This window comes from Streptomyces brevispora, from assembly GCF_007829885.1.
In the GTDB taxonomy this organism is placed as follows: Bacteria; Actinomycetota; Actinomycetes; order Streptomycetales; family Streptomycetaceae; genus Streptomyces; species Streptomyces brevispora.
In genome coordinates, this window is sequence record NZ_VIWW01000001.1 from 713,728 (window position 1) to 729,698 (window position 15,971).

Sequence of the window (15,971 nt, forward strand, 5' to 3'; positions counted from 1 at the left end):
GTCACGTCGAACCAGGGCGCGGACCCTGAGTGAGGACATATCGCCATGCCCGGCTGCCGTGCGTCCGTTCCTGTGTCGCCCCTTCCACCAGTTGACCGTACGAAGGTCCTTCGAGGCGCAACGGCCGGCTGAACCGTGCGTGCCGATCGCGTCTTCGCGTACGGCGCCACGGCCGGGCTGATCGGCGATCTGCTGCTCGGTGACCCCCGCCGGGGACATCCGGTCGCCGCCTTCGGGCGGGCCGCGGCAGGCGTCGAACGCCGTCTGTGGCGTGACCACCGCGGGTGGGGCGCACTGCACACCCTGGTCTGCGCCGGAGGCGCCGCCGGGGGTGCCGCGCTGGCCGCCCGAGCGCTGCGCCACCACCCCGCCGCGTCCGTGGCCCTGACCGCCGCCGCCACCTGGTCCGTCGTCGGCGGTACGTCGCTGGGGCGCGAGGCCCGGTCCATCGGCGACGCCCTGGCCGCGGGGGACCTCGGCCTGGCCCGTGAACGGCTGCCGCGTCTGTGCGGCCGCGACCCGCAGTCCCTGGACGGACCGCAGATCGCCCGCGCCGTGGTGGAGTCCGTCGCCGAGAACACCTCGGACGCCGTGGTCGGCGCCCTGGTGTGGGGTGCGCTGGGCGGGGTCCCCGGACTCGTCGGCTTCCGGGCCGCCAACACCCTCGATGCCATGGTCGGCCACAAGTCGCCCCGCTACCGGCGCTACGGCTGGGCCTCGGCCCGCCTCGACGACCTCGCGGGCTGGCCCGGCGCCCGGCTGACGGCCCTGCTCGCCGTCGCCGCCGGGGGACGGCCCCGGGGCGCGCTGCGGGCCTGGCGGGCGGACGCCGCCAAGCACCCGAGCCCCAACGCGGGCCCCGTGGAGGCCTCCTTCGCGGGCGCCCTCGGCGTACGGCTCGGCGGCACCCTCGCCTACGGCGGCCGGGTCGAGCACCGCCCCGTGCTCAACGGGGAGACCGGCCGGGCGGTGGGGACCGAGGACATCGAACGTGCCGTACGGCTGTCGCGCCGGGTCGGCGCGCTGGCCCTCGGCGTGAGCGTGGCGGCCCGTCTGGGCACGGGCGCGGCCGCACGCCGGATCACCTCGACGCGCGGCACGGGGTCGCCTGCCCCGGGTACGCGCACCTCAGGACGGAGACCGACATGAGCGGCGGACTGCTGGTCGCCGGGACCACCTCGGACGCGGGCAAGAGCGTCGTCACGGCGGGCATCTGCCGCTGGCTGGTGCGCCGGGGCGTGAAGGTCGCGCCGTTCAAGGCGCAGAACATGTCGCTGAACTCCTTCGTCACCCGGGAGGGCGCCGAGATCGGCCGCGCCCAGGCCATGCAGGCCCAGGCCGCCCGGGTGGAGCCGACCGCGCTGATGAACCCGGTGCTGCTCAAGCCCGGCAGCGACCGCTCCAGCCAGGTCGTCCTGATGGGGCGCGCGGTCGGCGAGATGAGCGCCCGCGGCTACCACGGCGGCAGGCAGGAACAGCTTCTGTCCACCGTCGTGGACTGCCTGGAGCAGCTCCGGGGCACGTATGACGCCGTGATCTGCGAGGGTGCGGGCAGTCCGGCCGAGATCAATCTGCGGCGCACGGACATCGTGAACATGGGCATCGCACGGGCGGCACGCTTCCCGGTGGTGATCGTCGGGGACATCGACCGCGGCGGCGTCTTCGCCTCGTTCTTCGGTACGACGGCCCTGCTCGCCGCCGAGGACCAGGCGCTGATCGCCGGCTATCTGGTCAACAAGTTCCGCGGCGACGTGTCACTGCTCGAACCCGGCCTGGACATGCTGCGCGATCTCACCGGACGGCCGACGTACGGGGTGCTGCCGTTCACCCACGGCCTCGGCATCGACGAGGAGGACGGGCTGCGGGTCTCGCTGCGCGGCACCGTACGGGAGTCGGCCGTCGCCCCGCCGCACGGCGAGGACGTCCTGCGCGTCGCCGTGTGCGCGGTTCCCCTGATGTCGAACTTCACCGACGTCGACGCGCTGGCCGCCGAGCCGGGCGTCATCGTGCGGTTCGTGGACCGGGCCGAGGAACTGACCGACGCCGACCTCGTCGTCGTGCCCGGCACCCGCGGCACCGTGAAGGCGCTGGCCTGGCTGCGCGAGCGCGGGCTCGCCGACGCGCTGCTGCGGCGTGCCGCCGAGAGGCGCCCGGTCCTCGGCATCTGCGGCGGCTACCAGCTCCTCGGCGAACACATCGAGGACGAGGTGGAGTCGCGCGCCGGGCACGTCGACGCACTCGGGCTGCTGCCCGTACGCATCCGGTTCGACCGAGAGAAGACCCTCGCCCGGCCGGTCGGCGAGGCGCTCGGCGCCCCCGTCGAGGGGTACGAGATCCACCACGGCGTCGCCGACGTGCGGGGCGGCGAGCCCTTCCTCACCGACGGGCGGGGCCGGCGCCTCGACGGCTGCCGGTCCGGCGCCGTGTGGGGCACGCACTGGCACGGCTCGCTGGAGAGCGACGCGTTCCGCCGCCGCTTCCTGACCGAGATCGCACGGGCCGCCGGCCGCCGCTTCGTGCCCGCCCCCGACACCTGTTTCGCCGAGCTGCGCGAGGAACAGCTCGACCGCCTCGGCGACCTCATCGAAGAACACGCGGACACCGATGCGCTGTGGCGACTCATCGAGTCGGGCGCACCGGCAGGACTTCCCTTCATCGCCCCCGGAGCACCTGGAGCACGCGCATGACCGCCCCGCTGAACGCCCCGCTGAGCACGGTGCTGTTGTTGTCGACCGCCGACACGGACCTCCTCGCCGCCCGTGCCTCGGGCGCGCCCTTCCGGATCGGCAACCCCACCCGTATCGATGTCCGCGAGGAACTCCCCGCACTGATCGAGGGGTCCTCCGTCGCCGTGGTCCGGCTGCTGGGCGGCAAGCGCGCCTGGGAGGACGGGCTCGCGGCGCTGAAGGCGTCCGGCATCCCGACCGTGCTGCTCGGCGGTGAGACCGTCCCGGACGCGGAGCTGATGGCCGAGTCGTCCGCACCGGCCGGCGTGGTCGCCGAGGCGCTGCGCTATCTGGTGGAGGGCGGCCCCGGCAACCTGGTGGAGCTGGCCCGCTTCCTGTCCGACACCGTCCTGCTGACCGGGCACGGTTTCGCCGAACCGCAGAAGATGCCCGAGTGGGGGGTGCACGGCGACCGGGAGTTCACCGAGGGCCGCCCGACCGTCGGGGTGCTCTTCTACCGGGCGCACCACCTCTCCGGCAACACCTCGTTCGTGGACGTGCTGTGCGATGCCGTCGAGGCGCGCGGCGCCAACGCCCTCGCCGTGTACTGCGGTTCACTGCGCGGTGCGGACGCCGGTCTGTACGAGCTGCTCGGCCGGACCGACGCCCTGGTCGCCACGGTCCTCGCGGCCGGCGGCACCCGTGCGTCGGACGCCTCGGCCGGGGGTGACGACGAGGCGTGGGACATCGGCGCGCTCGCCGATCTGAACGTGCCGGTGCTCCAGGGGCTGTGCCTGACGTCCTCGCGCGCCGCCTGGGACGCGTCGGACGCCGCCGTGTCGCCCATGGACGCCGCGATGCAGGTCGCCATCCCCGAGTTCGACGGCCGGCTGATCACCGTCCCGTTCTCCTTCAAGGAGCAGGGCCCGGACGACGTACCGGTGTACCGCGCCGACCCGGAACGGGCCGCCCGGGTCGCCGGGATCGCCGTGCGTCACGCCGCGCTGAAGCACAAGACCAACGCCGAGAAGAAGCTCGCCCTGGTCTTCACCGCCTACCCCACCAAGCACTCCCGCGTCGGCAACGCCGTCGGCCTGGACACGCCCGCCTCCGCGGTCCGCGTCCTGGACGCGCTGCGCGACGCCGGTTACGGGGTCGAGGGGCACCCGGACAACGGTGACGAGCTGATCCACCGCCTCATCAACGCCGGTGGCCACGACGTGGAGTGGCTGACCGAGGAGCAGCTCGCGGCAGCCCCCGCGCGGGTGCCGCTGGCCGACTACCAGGAGTGGTTCGCGAAGCTCGATCCGGCGATGCGGGATTCGATGCTGGAGCACTGGGGCGAGCCGCCGGGCCAGTTGTACCTGGACGGTGAGGACATCGTCCTGGCGTCGCTGCGGTTCGGGAACGTGGTGGTGCTGATCCAGCCGCCGCGCGGCTTCGGCGAGAACCCGATCGCGATCTACCACGACCCCGACATGCCGCCCTCCCACCACTACCTGGCGACGTATCGCTGGCTGGAGGCCGCGACATCGGAGGGAGGCTTCGGCGCGGACGCCGTCGTCCACATGGGCAAGCACGGCACGATGGAGTGGCTGCCCGGCAAGGGCCTCGGTCTGTCGGCCGGCTGCGGACCGGACGCCGTGCTCGGCGAACTGCCGCTGATCTACCCGTTCATCGTCAACGACCCGGGTGAGGGCACCCAGGCCAAGCGCCGCGGGCACGCCACCGTGGTGGACCATCTGGTGCCGCCGATGGCGCGTGCCGACACCTATGGCGACCTGGCCAAGCTGGAGCAGCTCCTCGACGAGTACGCTCTGGTCAGCGACCTGGACCCGACCAAGGCGCCTTCGGTGCGGGCGCAGATCTGGACGCTGGTCAAGGCCGCGGAGCTGCACCACGACCTGCATGTCGACGAGCAGCCCGACGACGGCGAGTTCGACTCGTTCGTCATGCACATCGACGGCTATCTCTGCGAGATCAAGGACGTTCAGATCCGGGACGGTCTGCACATCCTCGGCGGCGGCCCGGTCGACGAGGCACGGGTCAATCTGGTGCTGGCGGTGCTGCGCGCCTCACAGGTGTGGGGCGGCACGGCGAACGCGCTGCCGGGGCTGCGGGCCTCGATCGCCGAGCACTTCGGGCTCAGCGAGAAGGAGCTGCTGGCCGAGCCGGGTGCGGCCGTGAAGGTACCGGCCGGGCTGAGCGGTCTGGTCGACGGTCCCGCCCGGACGGGCGCGGACGCGATCGACCTACTGGAGCAGTTGTGCCGCCGTCTCGCGGAGGGCATGGAGGAGCGCGGCTGGGACGTCACGGCCGTGGCCGGCCTGGCCCGGGAGGTGCTGGGCTTCGATCTCCCCGAGGCGGTTGCCGTGCTGGGCTTCGCCTGCGAGGAGGTCGTGCCCCGGCTGGCCCGGACGACGGACGAGATCGATCACATCCTGCTGGCACTGGACGGCGGCTTCGTACCGGCCGGACCCTCGGGTTCGCCCACGCGCGGCCTCGTCAACGTGCTGCCGACCGGCCGCAACTTCTACTCCGTCGACCCGAAGGCGATCCCGTCCCGGCTGTCGTGGGAGGTCGGCCAGTCGCTCGCCGACTCGCTGATCGCCCGGTACCTCGCCGACACGGGCGACTACCCGAAGTCGGTCGGCCTGACCGTGTGGGGCACCTCTGCCATGCGCACCCAGGGCGACGACATCGCGGAGATCCTGGCGCTGCTCGGCTGCCGTCCGGTCTGGGACGACGCGTCGCGCCGGGTGACCGGCTTCGAGGTGGTCCCGGTGGACGAACTGGGCCGGCCGCGCATCGATGTGACGGTCCGGATCTCGGGCTTCTTCCGGGACGCGTTCCCGCACGTGGTGGGGCTGATCGACGACGCGGTGCGGGCGGTGGCGGAGCTGGACGAGCCGGCCGACGCCAACTACGTACGGGCGCACGCCGACGAGGACACGGCGGAGCACGGTGACCGGCGCCGGGCCACGGCACGCATCTTCGGCTCGAAGCCGGGGGCGTACGGGGCGGGGCTGCTGCCGCTGATCGACGCGCGGAACTGGCGGTCCGACGCGGACCTGGCCGAGGTGTACGCGGTCTGGGGCGGTTACGCGTACGGACGCGGCCTCGAGGGGCGGGCGGCGCGCGGGGACATGGAGACGGCGTTCCGGCGGATCGCGGTGGCGGCGAAGAACGTCGACACGCGCGAGCACGACCTGGTCGACGCCGATGACTATTTCCAGTACCACGGCGGCATGGTCGCCATGGTGCGGCATCTGACCGGTGAGTCGCCCGAGGCGTACGTCGGTGACAGCGCCACGCCCGACCAGGTGAAGACGCGGACGCTCGGCGAGGAGACGCACCGCGTCTTCCGGGCACGCGTGGTCAACCCGCGCTGGATGGCGGCCATGCGGCGCCACGGCTACAAGGGCGCGTTCGAGATGGCCGCGACGGTGGACTACCTCTTCGGGTACGACGCGACGGCGGGGGTCGTCGACGACTGGATGTACGAGAAGTTGTCGGCGGAGTACGTCTTCGACCCGGAGAACCGGGACTTCATGAAGAAGTCCAACCCCTGGGCGCTGCGCGGGATTTCGGAGCGGTTGCTGGAGGCGGCCGAGCGGGGGCTGTGGGCGGAGCCGGACACGGAGACGCTGGAGCGGCTGCGGGCGACGTACCTGGAACTCGAGGGTGATCTGGAGGGGGACGCGTGAGCGGGGTGTGCGCGCCGGGGCCGAACCGGGGGCCCCGCCCCCGGAACCTCGCCCCCCAATCGCCGGAGGGGCTGCAATGCCCGCCGGAGCCGCTGGAATCCGCCGCTCCCAAGGAGGTCTCGTGAGTACGCCTTATCCCTTCACCGCCATCGTCGGACAGGACGATCTCCGGCTCGGCCTGCTGCTCAACGCCGTCTCGCCGGCCGTCGGCGGGGTGCTGGTGCGTGGCGAGAAGGGCACCGCCAAGTCCACCGCGGTGCGCGCCCTGGCCGCGCTCGTGCCGGAGGTGTCCGTCGTCCCCGGGTGCCGGTTCTCCTGCGACCCGGCGTCGCCCGATCCGGCGTGTCCCGACGGGCCCCACGAGGCCGGGCCGGGCGTGTCGCGGGCGGCCCGGACGGTCGAACTGCCGGTCGGCGCCTCCGAGGACCGGCTCGTCGGGGCGCTCGACATCGAGCGGGCGCTCGCCGAGGGCGTGAAGGCCTTCGAGCCGGGGCTGCTCGCCGACGCGCATCGCGGAATCCTGTACGTGGACGAGGTCAATCTCCTCCATGACCATCTGGTGGACCTGCTGCTGGACGCGGCCGCCATGGGTGCCTCGTACGTGGAGCGCGAGGGCGTCTCCGTACGGCATGCCGCGCGCTTCCTGCTCGTCGGGACGATGAACCCCGAAGAGGGCGAACTGCGGCCGCAGTTGCTCGACCGGTTCGGGCTGACCGTCGAGGTCGCCGCGTCCCGGGAGACCGATCTGCGGGTCGAGGTGGTGCGGCGCCGGCTCGCGTACGACGACGATCCGGCCGCCTTCGCCGCCAAGTGGGCGGACGAGGAGGGCGCGTTGCGGGCCCGGATCGTGGCCGCGCGTGCGCTGCTGCCTCAGGTCCGCCTCGGTGACGGTGCGTTGCGGCAGATCGCCGCGACCTGTGCGGCCTTCGAGGTCGACGGGATGCGGGCCGACATCGTGATGGCCAGGACCGCCACCGCGCTGGCCGCGTGGTCGGGGCGTACCGATGTGCTGGCCGAGGACGTGCGGCAGGCCGCGTTGCTCGCGCTCCCCCATCGGCGCCGGCGCAACCCCTTCGACGCGCCGGGACTCGACGAGGACAAGCTCGACGACACGCTGGAGCAGAACAGCGGCGAGGACGACGCTCCGGACCCGGACGGCCCCGGTGGCGGCGGTCCTCCGCCGCAGGGCGACGGGCCCGACACGCCGCCGCAGCCCGAGGGCGGAGCCGACGACACGCCCGCGCAGTCCGTGCCCGAGCAGTCCGTGCCCGAGCAGGGCAAGGAGCAGGAACCCGCGCGCGGGCAGTCCTCCGGGGGTGGGGAGCAGCAGCCCGTGCGGGCCGGTGAGCCGTTCCGGACGAAGATGCTGAGCGTGCCCGGTCTGGGCGAGGGTGCGGCGGGGCGGCGCTCCCGGGCGCGTACCGAGCACGGGCGGACGACCGGTGCGCGGCGTCCGCGGGGCGCGCTGACCAAGCTGCATCTGGCCGCGACCGTGCAGGCCGCCGCCCCGCATCAGCGGGCGCGCGGGCGGTCGGGGCGCGGGCTGATCGTGCGGCGGGACGATCTGCGACAGGCCACGCGGGAGGGGCGCGAGGGGAACCTCGTGCTGTTCGTCGTGGACGCGTCGGGGTCGATGGCGGCCCGGCAGCGGATGAGCGCCGTGAAGGGTGCGGTGCTGTCCCTGTTGATGGATGCCTACCAGCGGCGGGACAAGGTCGGTCTGATCACCTTCCGGGGCAAGGAGGCGGCCGTGGTGCTGCCGCCGACGTCGTCGGTGGACGCGGCTGCCGCACGGCTGGAGACGCTGCCGACCGGTGGACGTACCCCGGTGGCCGCCGGGCTGTTGAAGGCCCATGACGTGCTGCGGGTGGAGCGGCTGCGCGATCCGTCGCGGCGGCCGCTGCTGGTCGTGGTGACCGACGGGCGGGCGACCGGGGGGCCGGAGCCGGTGGCGCTGGCCGCGCGGGCCGCCCGGCTGCACGAGATCGAGGGCACGGCTTCCGTGGTCGTGGACTGCGAGTCGGGTCCGGTGCGGCTCGGTCTCGCGGCGAGTCTCGCGGGCGAGCTGGGCGGTACCGCCGTCACGCTCGACGAGCTGCGGGCCGACTCGATCGCCGGGCTGGTCAAGGACGTTCAGGGCAGCAGCAGGAGGGCCGCGTAATGCCGCAGGGACAGCCGGTCAGTGTGCCGGACGACGGGCTCACCACCCGTCAGCGCCGCAACCGGCCGCTGCTGGTGGTGCACACCGGCATCGGCAAGGGCAAGTCGACGGCGGCCTTCGGGCTGGCGCTGCGCGCCTGGAATCAGGGATGGCCGATCGGGGTCTTCCAGTTCGTGAAGTCGGCGAAGTGGAAGGTCGGTGAGGAGAACGCGCTGAAGGTCCTCGGCGCGAGCGGTGAGGGCGGGTCCGTCGCCTGGCACAAGATGGGCGAGGGCTGGTCCTGGGTCCAGCGCGATCAGCAGCTGGACAACGAGGCCGCGGCCCGCGAGGGCTGGGAGCAGGTCAAGCGTGATCTGGCCGCCGAGACGTACCGGCTGTATGTGCTCGACGAGTTCGCCTACCCCATGCACTGGGGATGGGTCGACACCGACGAGGTGGTCGAGGTGCTGCGCGACCGGCCCGGTTCGCAGCATGTGGTGATCACCGGGCGCAACGCGCCCGCCGCACTGGTGGACGCGGCGGATCTGGTGACCGACATGTCCAAGGTCAAGCACCCGATGGACGCCGGACAGAAGGGCCAGAGGGGCATCGAGTGGTGACGGTTCCGCGCCTGGTCATCGCCGCGCCGTCGTCCGGCAGCGGCAAGACCACCGTCGCGACGGGTCTGATGGCCGCCTTCGCCGGGCGGGGACTCGCCGTGTCCGGGCACAAGGTCGGGCCCGACTACATCGACCCGGGCTACCACACGCTGGCGACGGGCCGGCCGGGGCGCAATCTCGACGCGTACCTGTGCGGGCCGGAGCTGATCGCTCCGCTGTTCGCGCACGGTGCGCAGGGCTGTGACCTGGCGGTCGTCGAGGGTGTGATGGGGCTGTACGACGGGGCCTCGGGGCTCGGTGAGCTCGCTTCCACCGCGCAGGTGGCGAAGCTGCTGCGGGCGCCGGTGGTGCTGGTCGTGGACGCGTCGTCGCAGTCGCGGTCCGTGGCGGCGCTGGTGCACGGTTTCGCCTCGTGGGATCCGCGGGTGCGGATCGGCGGGGTGATCCTGAACAAGGTCGGCTCGGACCGGCACGAGACGCTGTTGCGCGAGGCCCTGGACGAGTCCGGGGTGCCGGTACTGGGGGTGCTGCGGCGGGCCGAACAGATGGCGGTGGTGTCGCGGCATCTGGGGCTGGTGCCGGTGGCCGAGCGGCGGGGCGACGCGGTGGCCGCTGTCGCGGCGATGGGGGCTCAGGTTCTGGCCGGGTGCGACCTGGACGCGGTCCTGGCTCTGGCGCGGTCCGCGCCGTCCTTGCCGGGTGCGGTGTGGAGCGCGGCGGAGGCGGTCGGCGCCTGCGGCGGGGCTGTTCCCCTACCTGCCTCTTCCCTTGACCGGGGCTCCGCTGCTCGAACACCGCAGGCACCGGGAAGTGGGGCGAAGGAGGCTCCGGTCGTCGCTGTCGCGTCCGGGGCCGCGTTCACCTTCTCCTACGCCGAGCACAGTGAGCTGCTCGCCGCCGCCGGGGCCGAGGTGGTGCCGTTCGACCCCTTGCGGGACGAGGAGTTGCCCGAGGGGACCCGGGGGCTGGTCATCGGGGGCGGGTTTCCCGAGGTGTACGCGCCCGAGCTGTCCGCCAACGAGCCGTTGCGCAAGGCCGTTGCGGAGCTTGCGGTCTCCGGGGCCCCGGTGGCCGCCGAGTGTGCCGGGCTGCTCTATCTGGCGCGGTCGCTCGACGGGCTCCCGATGTGCGGGGTGCTGGATGCCGAGGGGCGGATGTCCGAGCGGCTGACGCTCGGCTACCGGGACGCCGTGGCGCTCTCCGACAGCGCGCTCGCGGCGGCCGGTACGCGGATGCGCGGGCACGAGTTCCACCGGACCGTGCTGGAGCCGGGCGCCGGGGACGAGCCGGCCTGGGGCATGCACCGGCCGGAGCGGCGCGTGGAGGGGTTCGTGCAGCAGGGCGTGCACGCGAGTTATCTGCACACGCATTGGGCGTCGGCGCCCGGTACGGCCCGCCGATTCGTTGAGAGGTGCAAGGGATGAACCACGGTCACGGTACGAACACGCTGGTCGGTGTGGGGGTCGGGCCCGGTGATCCGGAGCTGGTGACGGTCAAGGGCGTCAACGCGCTGCGCGACGCCGCCGTCGTCGTGGTGCCGGTGATGGACACCGGTGAGCAGGGGCGTGCCGAGGCGACCGTGCTGCACTACGTCGGGGCGGAGAAGGTCGTACGGGTGGTGTTCGCGCTGAACGAGCGGACGGACCGGGCGCGCCGGGAGGCGGCGTGGGACGCGGCGGGGGCGCGGGTCGCGGAGTTGCTTCGTACCCATGGTTCGGTGGCGTTCGCGACCATCGGGGACCCCAATGTGTACTCGACGTTCACCTATCTCGCGCACACCATCGGTGAGCTGCTGCCCGGCACCGCCGTGGTGACCGTGCCGGGGATCACGGCCATGCAGGATCTGGCCGCGCGCAGCGGTGCGGTGCTGACCGAGGGCACCGAGCCGTTGACGCTGGTGCCGGTGACCGCCGGGGCGGCTGTGCTGAAGGAGGCCCTGGAGGGGCCCGGGACGGTCGTCGCGTACAAGTTCGGGCGGCTGGCGGAGGAGGTCTCCACGGCGTTGCGCGAGACGGGGCGGACCGAGGACGCGGTGTGGGGTTCGGCGCTCGGGTTGCCGGAGGAGTCGATCCGGCCCGCGTCGGAGCTGGCCGACGGCCCGTTGCCGTACCTCTCCACGCTGATCGCGCCCGCGCCGCGCGACGGTGGACGGGGCGGCAAACTGTGAGGCGGTCAGCCTGCGATGCCCACGACCAGCCAGATGAAGCAGACCCCGGCGACCGTGCACAGCAGTGTGGAGCGGGCCGGGTGGTCGTGGTGTGCCTCGGGCAGGATCTCGGCGGCGGCGAGGTAGAGCAGCGCACCGCTGAAGAAGCCGAGATAGCAGCCGAGGAGTTCCTCCGGAAGGGTGAACAGAAGCGTCGTCGCCGCGCCGACGACGGGCGCCGCCGCGTCCGCGTACAACATCACGAGGGCCTTGCGGCGGGCGTTCCCGTACAGGCTGGTGATCGTGTACGTGTTGAAGCCGTCGGCGAAGTCGTGGGTGATGACGGCCAGCGCGACGGCCGCGCCCATGCCGCCGCCGACCTGGAAGGCCGCGCCGAGCGCCACGCCGTCCATCAGGCTGTGGCCGACCATCGCCGCCGCCGCCGTCAGCCCGACCTGGGGCACCCGTTCCTCGCCCGCGCCGTGTGCGGCCTGGCGTACCGCGAGCAGCCGCTCCACCAGATGGGCGAAGAGGAAGCCGCCCACGAACAGCAGCAGGGCGGCCGGTACGCCGAAGATGTGGCCGCCCGCGGCCTCGATCGCCTCCGGCAGCAGGTCCAGGCCGACCACGCCGAGCATCAGTCCGCCGGCGAAGCCGAGTACCAGGTGGCGGCGGTCGGTGACGCGCTGGGCGACCCAGCCGCCGGCCAGGGTCATCAGGAACGCGCCGAGCGCGACGAACACCGCCATGGGCTCTTGCTAGCCGATTGACCCCGGTGCCCGCATCTCAGGGCGCCCCCTGTCTTGTCCCGTTGTCTCTTGTCCCGAAAGGACCGTTCCATGTCCGAAGCAGTCGACGCAGCCGGCGCAGTCGCCGCGCCCACCCGCGGCACCGTGACGTTCGTCGGTGCCGGCCCCGGCGCCGCCGATCTGCTGACCTTCCGGGCGGCACGGGCCATCGCGGACGCCGACATCGTGATCTGGGCGGCGAGCCTGGTGCAGGCGGAGGTCCTCGAGCACGCCCGGGAGGGCGCCGAGATCCTCGACTCGGCCCAGATGTCCCTCGAAGCGGTGGTCGAGGTGTACCGGCGGGCGGCGGACGAGGGGCTGAAGGTGGCCCGTATCCACTCCGGCGATCCGGCGCTCTGGGGCGGCACTCAGGAGCAGGTCGACCGGTGCGGTGAGCTGGGGGTGGCGGTCGAGATCGTGCCCGGCGTCTCGTCGTTCTCGGCGGTCGCGGCGATCGCGCGGCGCGAGCTGACCATCCCGGAGGTGGCGCAGTCGGTGATCCTGACCCGGCTCGGCGGCGGCAAGACGCCGATGCCGCCGGGCGAGGAGGTGCGGGAGTTCGCGCGGCACGGCACGACGATGGCGCTCTTCCTGTCGGCTGCCCGGTCCGGGCAGCTGACCCAGGAACTGCTGGAGGGCGGCTATCCCACGACCACGCCCGTCGTGGTCGCGTACCAGGCGACCTGGCCGGAGGAGCTGATCCTGCACTGCACGATCGAGACGCTGGAGGAGACGGTCAAGGAGCACAAGCTCTGGAAGCACACGCTGTTCCTGGTCGGCCCCGCCCTGTCGGCGTCGGGCACCCGTTCGCACCTCTACCACCCGGGTCATTTCCACGGTTACCGCAAGGCCGACAAGGCGGCTCGGGCCGAGCTGCGGGCCCAGCGGTCCGGCTCGTGATCCGGGTATTCGGTACGGGAACGGGGGCGCCGCTCGGCCCCGACGCCGTGGCGGCTCTGGCGCGGGCCACGCTGGTGGTCGGCGCGCGGCGCCATCTGGACGGCGCGGCGCTCCCGGAGCGGGCCGGCCGGGTGGTCCTCGGGCCGCTGGCTCCGGCCCTCGACCGGATCGAAGGGCAACTGGCCGAGGACGGGGCCCGGGTGGTGGTGCTGGCCTCCGGTGATCCGGGGTTCTTCGGGATCGTACGGGCGCTGGCGGAGCGGTTCGGGCCGGCGGCGCTCGATGTGCGGCCGGGCGCTCCTTCGGTCGCGGTGGCGTTCGCCCGGCTGGGGCTGCCGTGGGACGACGCGGTGGTGGTCAGCGCGCACGGGCGGGATCCGCGGACCGCGGTGAACGTGTGCCTGGCGCACCCCAAGGTCGCGGTGCTGACCGGCCCGGGTGCGGGTCCCGCCGAGCTGGCGGCCGGGCTGGTGTACCGGAGCGAGGAGCGCGTCCTGGTCGTCGCGACGGCGCTCGGGGACCCGGAGCACGAGCGCGTCGAGCGGCTGACGCCCCGGGAGGCGGCGGTCCGCTCATGGCCCGATCCGGTGAGTGTGGTGCTGTGCCTGGACGAGTCGCGGGCCCTGTCGCCGGTGCGGACGGTGGCGGGTCCGGCCGCCGGTCCGGCGGGGTGGGCGCTGGACGAGGCGGAGTTCGAGCACCGTGACTCGATGATCACCAAGTTCGAGGTGCGGGCGCTGGCGCTGGCCCGGCTCGGGCCGCGCACGGGTGACCTGGTCTGGGACATCGGTGCCGGGTCGGGATCGGTGGCGGTGGAGTGCGCCCGGCTCGGGGCAGCCGCCGTCGCCGTCGAGAAGACGTCGGACGGGGTCGGGCGGATCCGGGCGAACGCGGCCGCGCACGGGGTGTACGTGCGGGCGGTGCACGGTGCCGCACCGGTCGTGCTGTCCGATCTGCCCGACCCGGACGCGGTGTTCGTCGGGGGCGGCGGGCGTGAACTGCCCGCGATCGTGACCGCGTGCGCCCGGCGGGCGCGGCGCGCCGTGGTGGTCGCGGTGGCGGCCCTGGACCGGGTGCCGCAGGTGCGGTCGGCGCTGGCCGCCGCCGGGTTCGAGCCCGAGGGGGTGCTGCTCCAGTCCTCCCGGCTGGCGCCGCTGCCCGGTGACGTGACCCGGCTCGCCGCCGCCAATCCGGTGTTTCTGCTGTGGGGCGTCCGCCCCGCGGTTCGTGCAAGTGAAGGAGCAGTCCAGTGATCGGCCTCATCTCCGCGACGGCGGCCGGCGCCGTCGCCCGCGACCGGCTGGCCGCGGCCTGGCCCGGCCGCGCCGTGGTCTACGACGGCCCGGTGCGCGAGGCCGTGCGGCGGGCGTTCGCCGAGTGTGAGCAGTTGGTGTGCTTCCTCGCCACGGGGGCCGTGGTGCGGTTGGTCGCGCCGCTGCTGGTGGACAAGGCCGCGGATCCGGGGATCGTCTGTGTGGACGAGGCGGGGCGCCATGCGGTGGCGCTGCTCGGCGGGCACGGCGGCGGGGCGAACGCCCTGGCGGTGGAGGTCGGTGAGGTGCTGGGCGCCGCGCCGGTCGTGACGACGGCGACGGACGCGGTGGGGATCGCCGGTCTGGACATGCTCGGCCTCCCCGTGGAGGGGGATGTCGCGGGGGTGTCGCGGGCGATGCTCGACGGTGCGCCGGTGGCGTTGCGGGCGGACGCGGCAGGGCCGTTGCCGGCCCTGCCGCCGAACGTGAGCCCGGACGGTGCGGGCCCGGCGGTGCTGTACATCACCGACCGGATCATCGAACTCGCTTCGCAGGAAGCCGTGTTGCGGCCCGCCTCGCTCGCCGTCGGGGTCGGTGCGTCCAAGGACGCGCCCGAGGACGAGGTGCTCGGGCTGATCCGGGACGCCCTGGCCGGGGCGGGGCTCTCGCCCTTGAGCGTCGCGGAGTTGGTGACCGTGGACGCGAAGGCCGGGGAGCCGGGGATCGTGGCCGCCGCCGCACGGCTCGGGGTGCCGCTGCGGACGTACCCGGCCGCGGAACTGGCCCGGATCGAAGTGCCGCATCCGTCCGACGCGCCGCTCGCCGCCGTCGGAACGCCGTCGGTGGCGGAGGCCGCCGCGCTCGCGGCGGGCGGTGAACTCCTCGTACCGAAGCGGAAGTCACAGCCCGAGGGGCGCGCGGCGATGGCGACCTGCGCGGTGGTCCGCCGGGCTCCGCGCGGTCGGCTGGCCGTCGTCGGGCTCGGCCCCGGTGCCCGTGATCTGCTGACGCCGCGCGCCCGCGACGAGCTGCGGCGGGCCTCGGTGCTGGTCGGGCTGGACCAGTACGTCGACCAGATCAGGGACCTGCTGCGGCCCGGCACCACGGTGTTGGAGTCGGGGCTGGGCGCCGAGGAGGAGCGGGCCCGTACCGCGGTCGCGGAGGCGCGCAAGGGGCATGCCGTGGCGCTGATCGGCAGTGGCGACGCGGGCGTGTACGCGATGGCGTCGCCCGCGCTCGCCGAAGCCGGGGCCGATATCGATGTGGTGGGTGTGCCGGGGGTGACGGCCGCGTTGGCGGCCGCCGCGATCCTGGGTGCCCCGCTGGGCCACGACCACGTCTCGATCAGCCTCTCCGATCTGCACACGCCGTGGGAGGTCATCGAACGCCGGGTACGGGCCGCGGCCGAGGCCGACATCATCGTGACGTTCTACAACCCGCGCAGCCGGGGCCGCGACTGGCAGCTCCCGAAGGCGCTGTCGATCCTGGCCGGGCACCGGGAGCCGGCCACACCGGTCGGAGTCGTACGCAATGCCTCACGCCCCGACGAGAGCAGCCGGGTGACCTCGCTGGCGGAACTGGACCCGGAGACGGTCGACATGATGACCGTCGTGACCGTCGGCAACACGGCCACCCGGGAGATCGCGGGCCGCATGGTCACCCCGCGCGGCTACCGCTGGCAGTCGGCCCCGGACTCCCCGGCCGGGGAGTCCGCCCGATGAGCCGCACCGCCGATCCGCACCCCACCCCCC

11 protein-coding genes are annotated in these 15,971 nt (G+C 73.6%); 10 read left to right on the top strand and 1 reads right to left on the bottom strand.

Going from position 1 to position 15,971, the window contains the following annotated elements; all coding sequences use genetic code 11:
• Positions 1-135 precede the first annotated feature (135 nt).
• The 7 genes from FHX80_RS03385 to cobI all read left to right on the top strand — a co-directional run bounded on the left by FHX80_RS03385 (position 136) and on the right by cobI (position 11,300).
• Positions 136-1,149: a cobalamin biosynthesis protein gene (locus FHX80_RS03385; protein ID WP_145762743.1), complete on the top strand. Its 1,014-nt coding sequence runs from the start codon at positions 136-138 to the stop codon at positions 1,147-1,149.
• The gene (locus tag FHX80_RS03390) at positions 1,146-2,687 is read left to right on the top strand and encodes a cobyric acid synthase (protein ID WP_145762744.1); all 1,542 of its coding nucleotides are present in this window, start codon (positions 1,146-1,148) and stop codon (positions 2,685-2,687) included. The genes FHX80_RS03385 and FHX80_RS03390 overlap by 4 nt, the downstream gene beginning before the upstream one ends.
• A gap of 20 nt (positions 2,688-2,707) precedes the next feature.
• Positions 2,708-6,373: a cobaltochelatase subunit CobN gene (gene cobN / locus FHX80_RS03395; RefSeq protein ID WP_145767046.1), complete on the top strand. Its 3,666-nt coding sequence runs from the start codon at positions 2,708-2,710 to the stop codon at positions 6,371-6,373.
• 121 nt (positions 6,374-6,494) lie between these two features.
• On the top strand, positions 6,495-8,534 hold the full coding sequence (locus FHX80_RS03400) for a putative cobaltochelatase (RefSeq protein WP_145762745.1): 2,040 nt from the start codon (positions 6,495-6,497) through the stop codon (positions 8,532-8,534).
• Positions 8,534-9,133 (top strand): cob(I)yrinic acid a,c-diamide adenosyltransferase, encoded by a 600-nt coding sequence (cobO, locus tag FHX80_RS03405; protein WP_145762746.1) that lies wholly within the window; start codon positions 8,534-8,536, stop codon positions 9,131-9,133. The genes FHX80_RS03400 and cobO overlap by 1 nt, the downstream gene beginning before the upstream one ends.
• Complete coding sequence (locus FHX80_RS03410) at positions 9,127-10,557, top strand: cobyrinic acid a,c-diamide synthase CobB (RefSeq protein ID WP_145762747.1); 1,431 nt, start codon at positions 9,127-9,129, stop codon at positions 10,555-10,557. The genes cobO and FHX80_RS03410 overlap by 7 nt, the downstream gene beginning before the upstream one ends.
• On the top strand, positions 10,554-11,300 hold the full coding sequence (gene cobI / locus FHX80_RS03415) for a precorrin-2 C(20)-methyltransferase (protein ID WP_145762748.1): 747 nt from the start codon (positions 10,554-10,556) through the stop codon (positions 11,298-11,300). Before FHX80_RS03410 ends, cobI begins: the two co-directional genes overlap by 4 nt.
• 5 nt (positions 11,301-11,305) lie before the next feature.
• Here cobI and FHX80_RS03420 read toward each other — a convergent pair whose 3' ends face one another.
• Positions 11,306-12,028: a ZIP family metal transporter gene (locus FHX80_RS03420; RefSeq protein WP_145762749.1), complete on the bottom strand. Its 723-nt coding sequence runs from the start codon at positions 12,026-12,028 to the stop codon at positions 11,306-11,308.
• Between the two features lie 90 nt (positions 12,029-12,118).
• On the opposite strand from FHX80_RS03420, the gene cobM reads away from it, so the two are divergent.
• The 3 genes from cobM to cobJ are packed head-to-tail and all read left to right on the top strand — an operon-like array spanning position 12,119 to position 15,941.
• The gene (gene cobM, locus FHX80_RS03425; protein WP_145762750.1) at positions 12,119-12,967 is read left to right on the top strand and encodes a precorrin-4 C(11)-methyltransferase; all 849 of its coding nucleotides are present in this window, start codon (positions 12,119-12,121) and stop codon (positions 12,965-12,967) included.
• The gene (cbiE, locus tag FHX80_RS03430; RefSeq protein ID WP_145762751.1) at positions 12,964-14,220 is read left to right on the top strand and encodes a precorrin-6y C5,15-methyltransferase (decarboxylating) subunit CbiE; all 1,257 of its coding nucleotides are present in this window, start codon (positions 12,964-12,966) and stop codon (positions 14,218-14,220) included. Before cobM ends, cbiE begins: the two co-directional genes overlap by 4 nt.
• Complete coding sequence (gene cobJ / locus FHX80_RS03435; protein WP_145762752.1) at positions 14,217-15,941, top strand: precorrin-3B C(17)-methyltransferase; 1,725 nt, start codon at positions 14,217-14,219, stop codon at positions 15,939-15,941. Before cbiE ends, cobJ begins: the two co-directional genes overlap by 4 nt.
• The last annotated feature ends 30 nt before the right edge of the window (positions 15,942-15,971 follow it).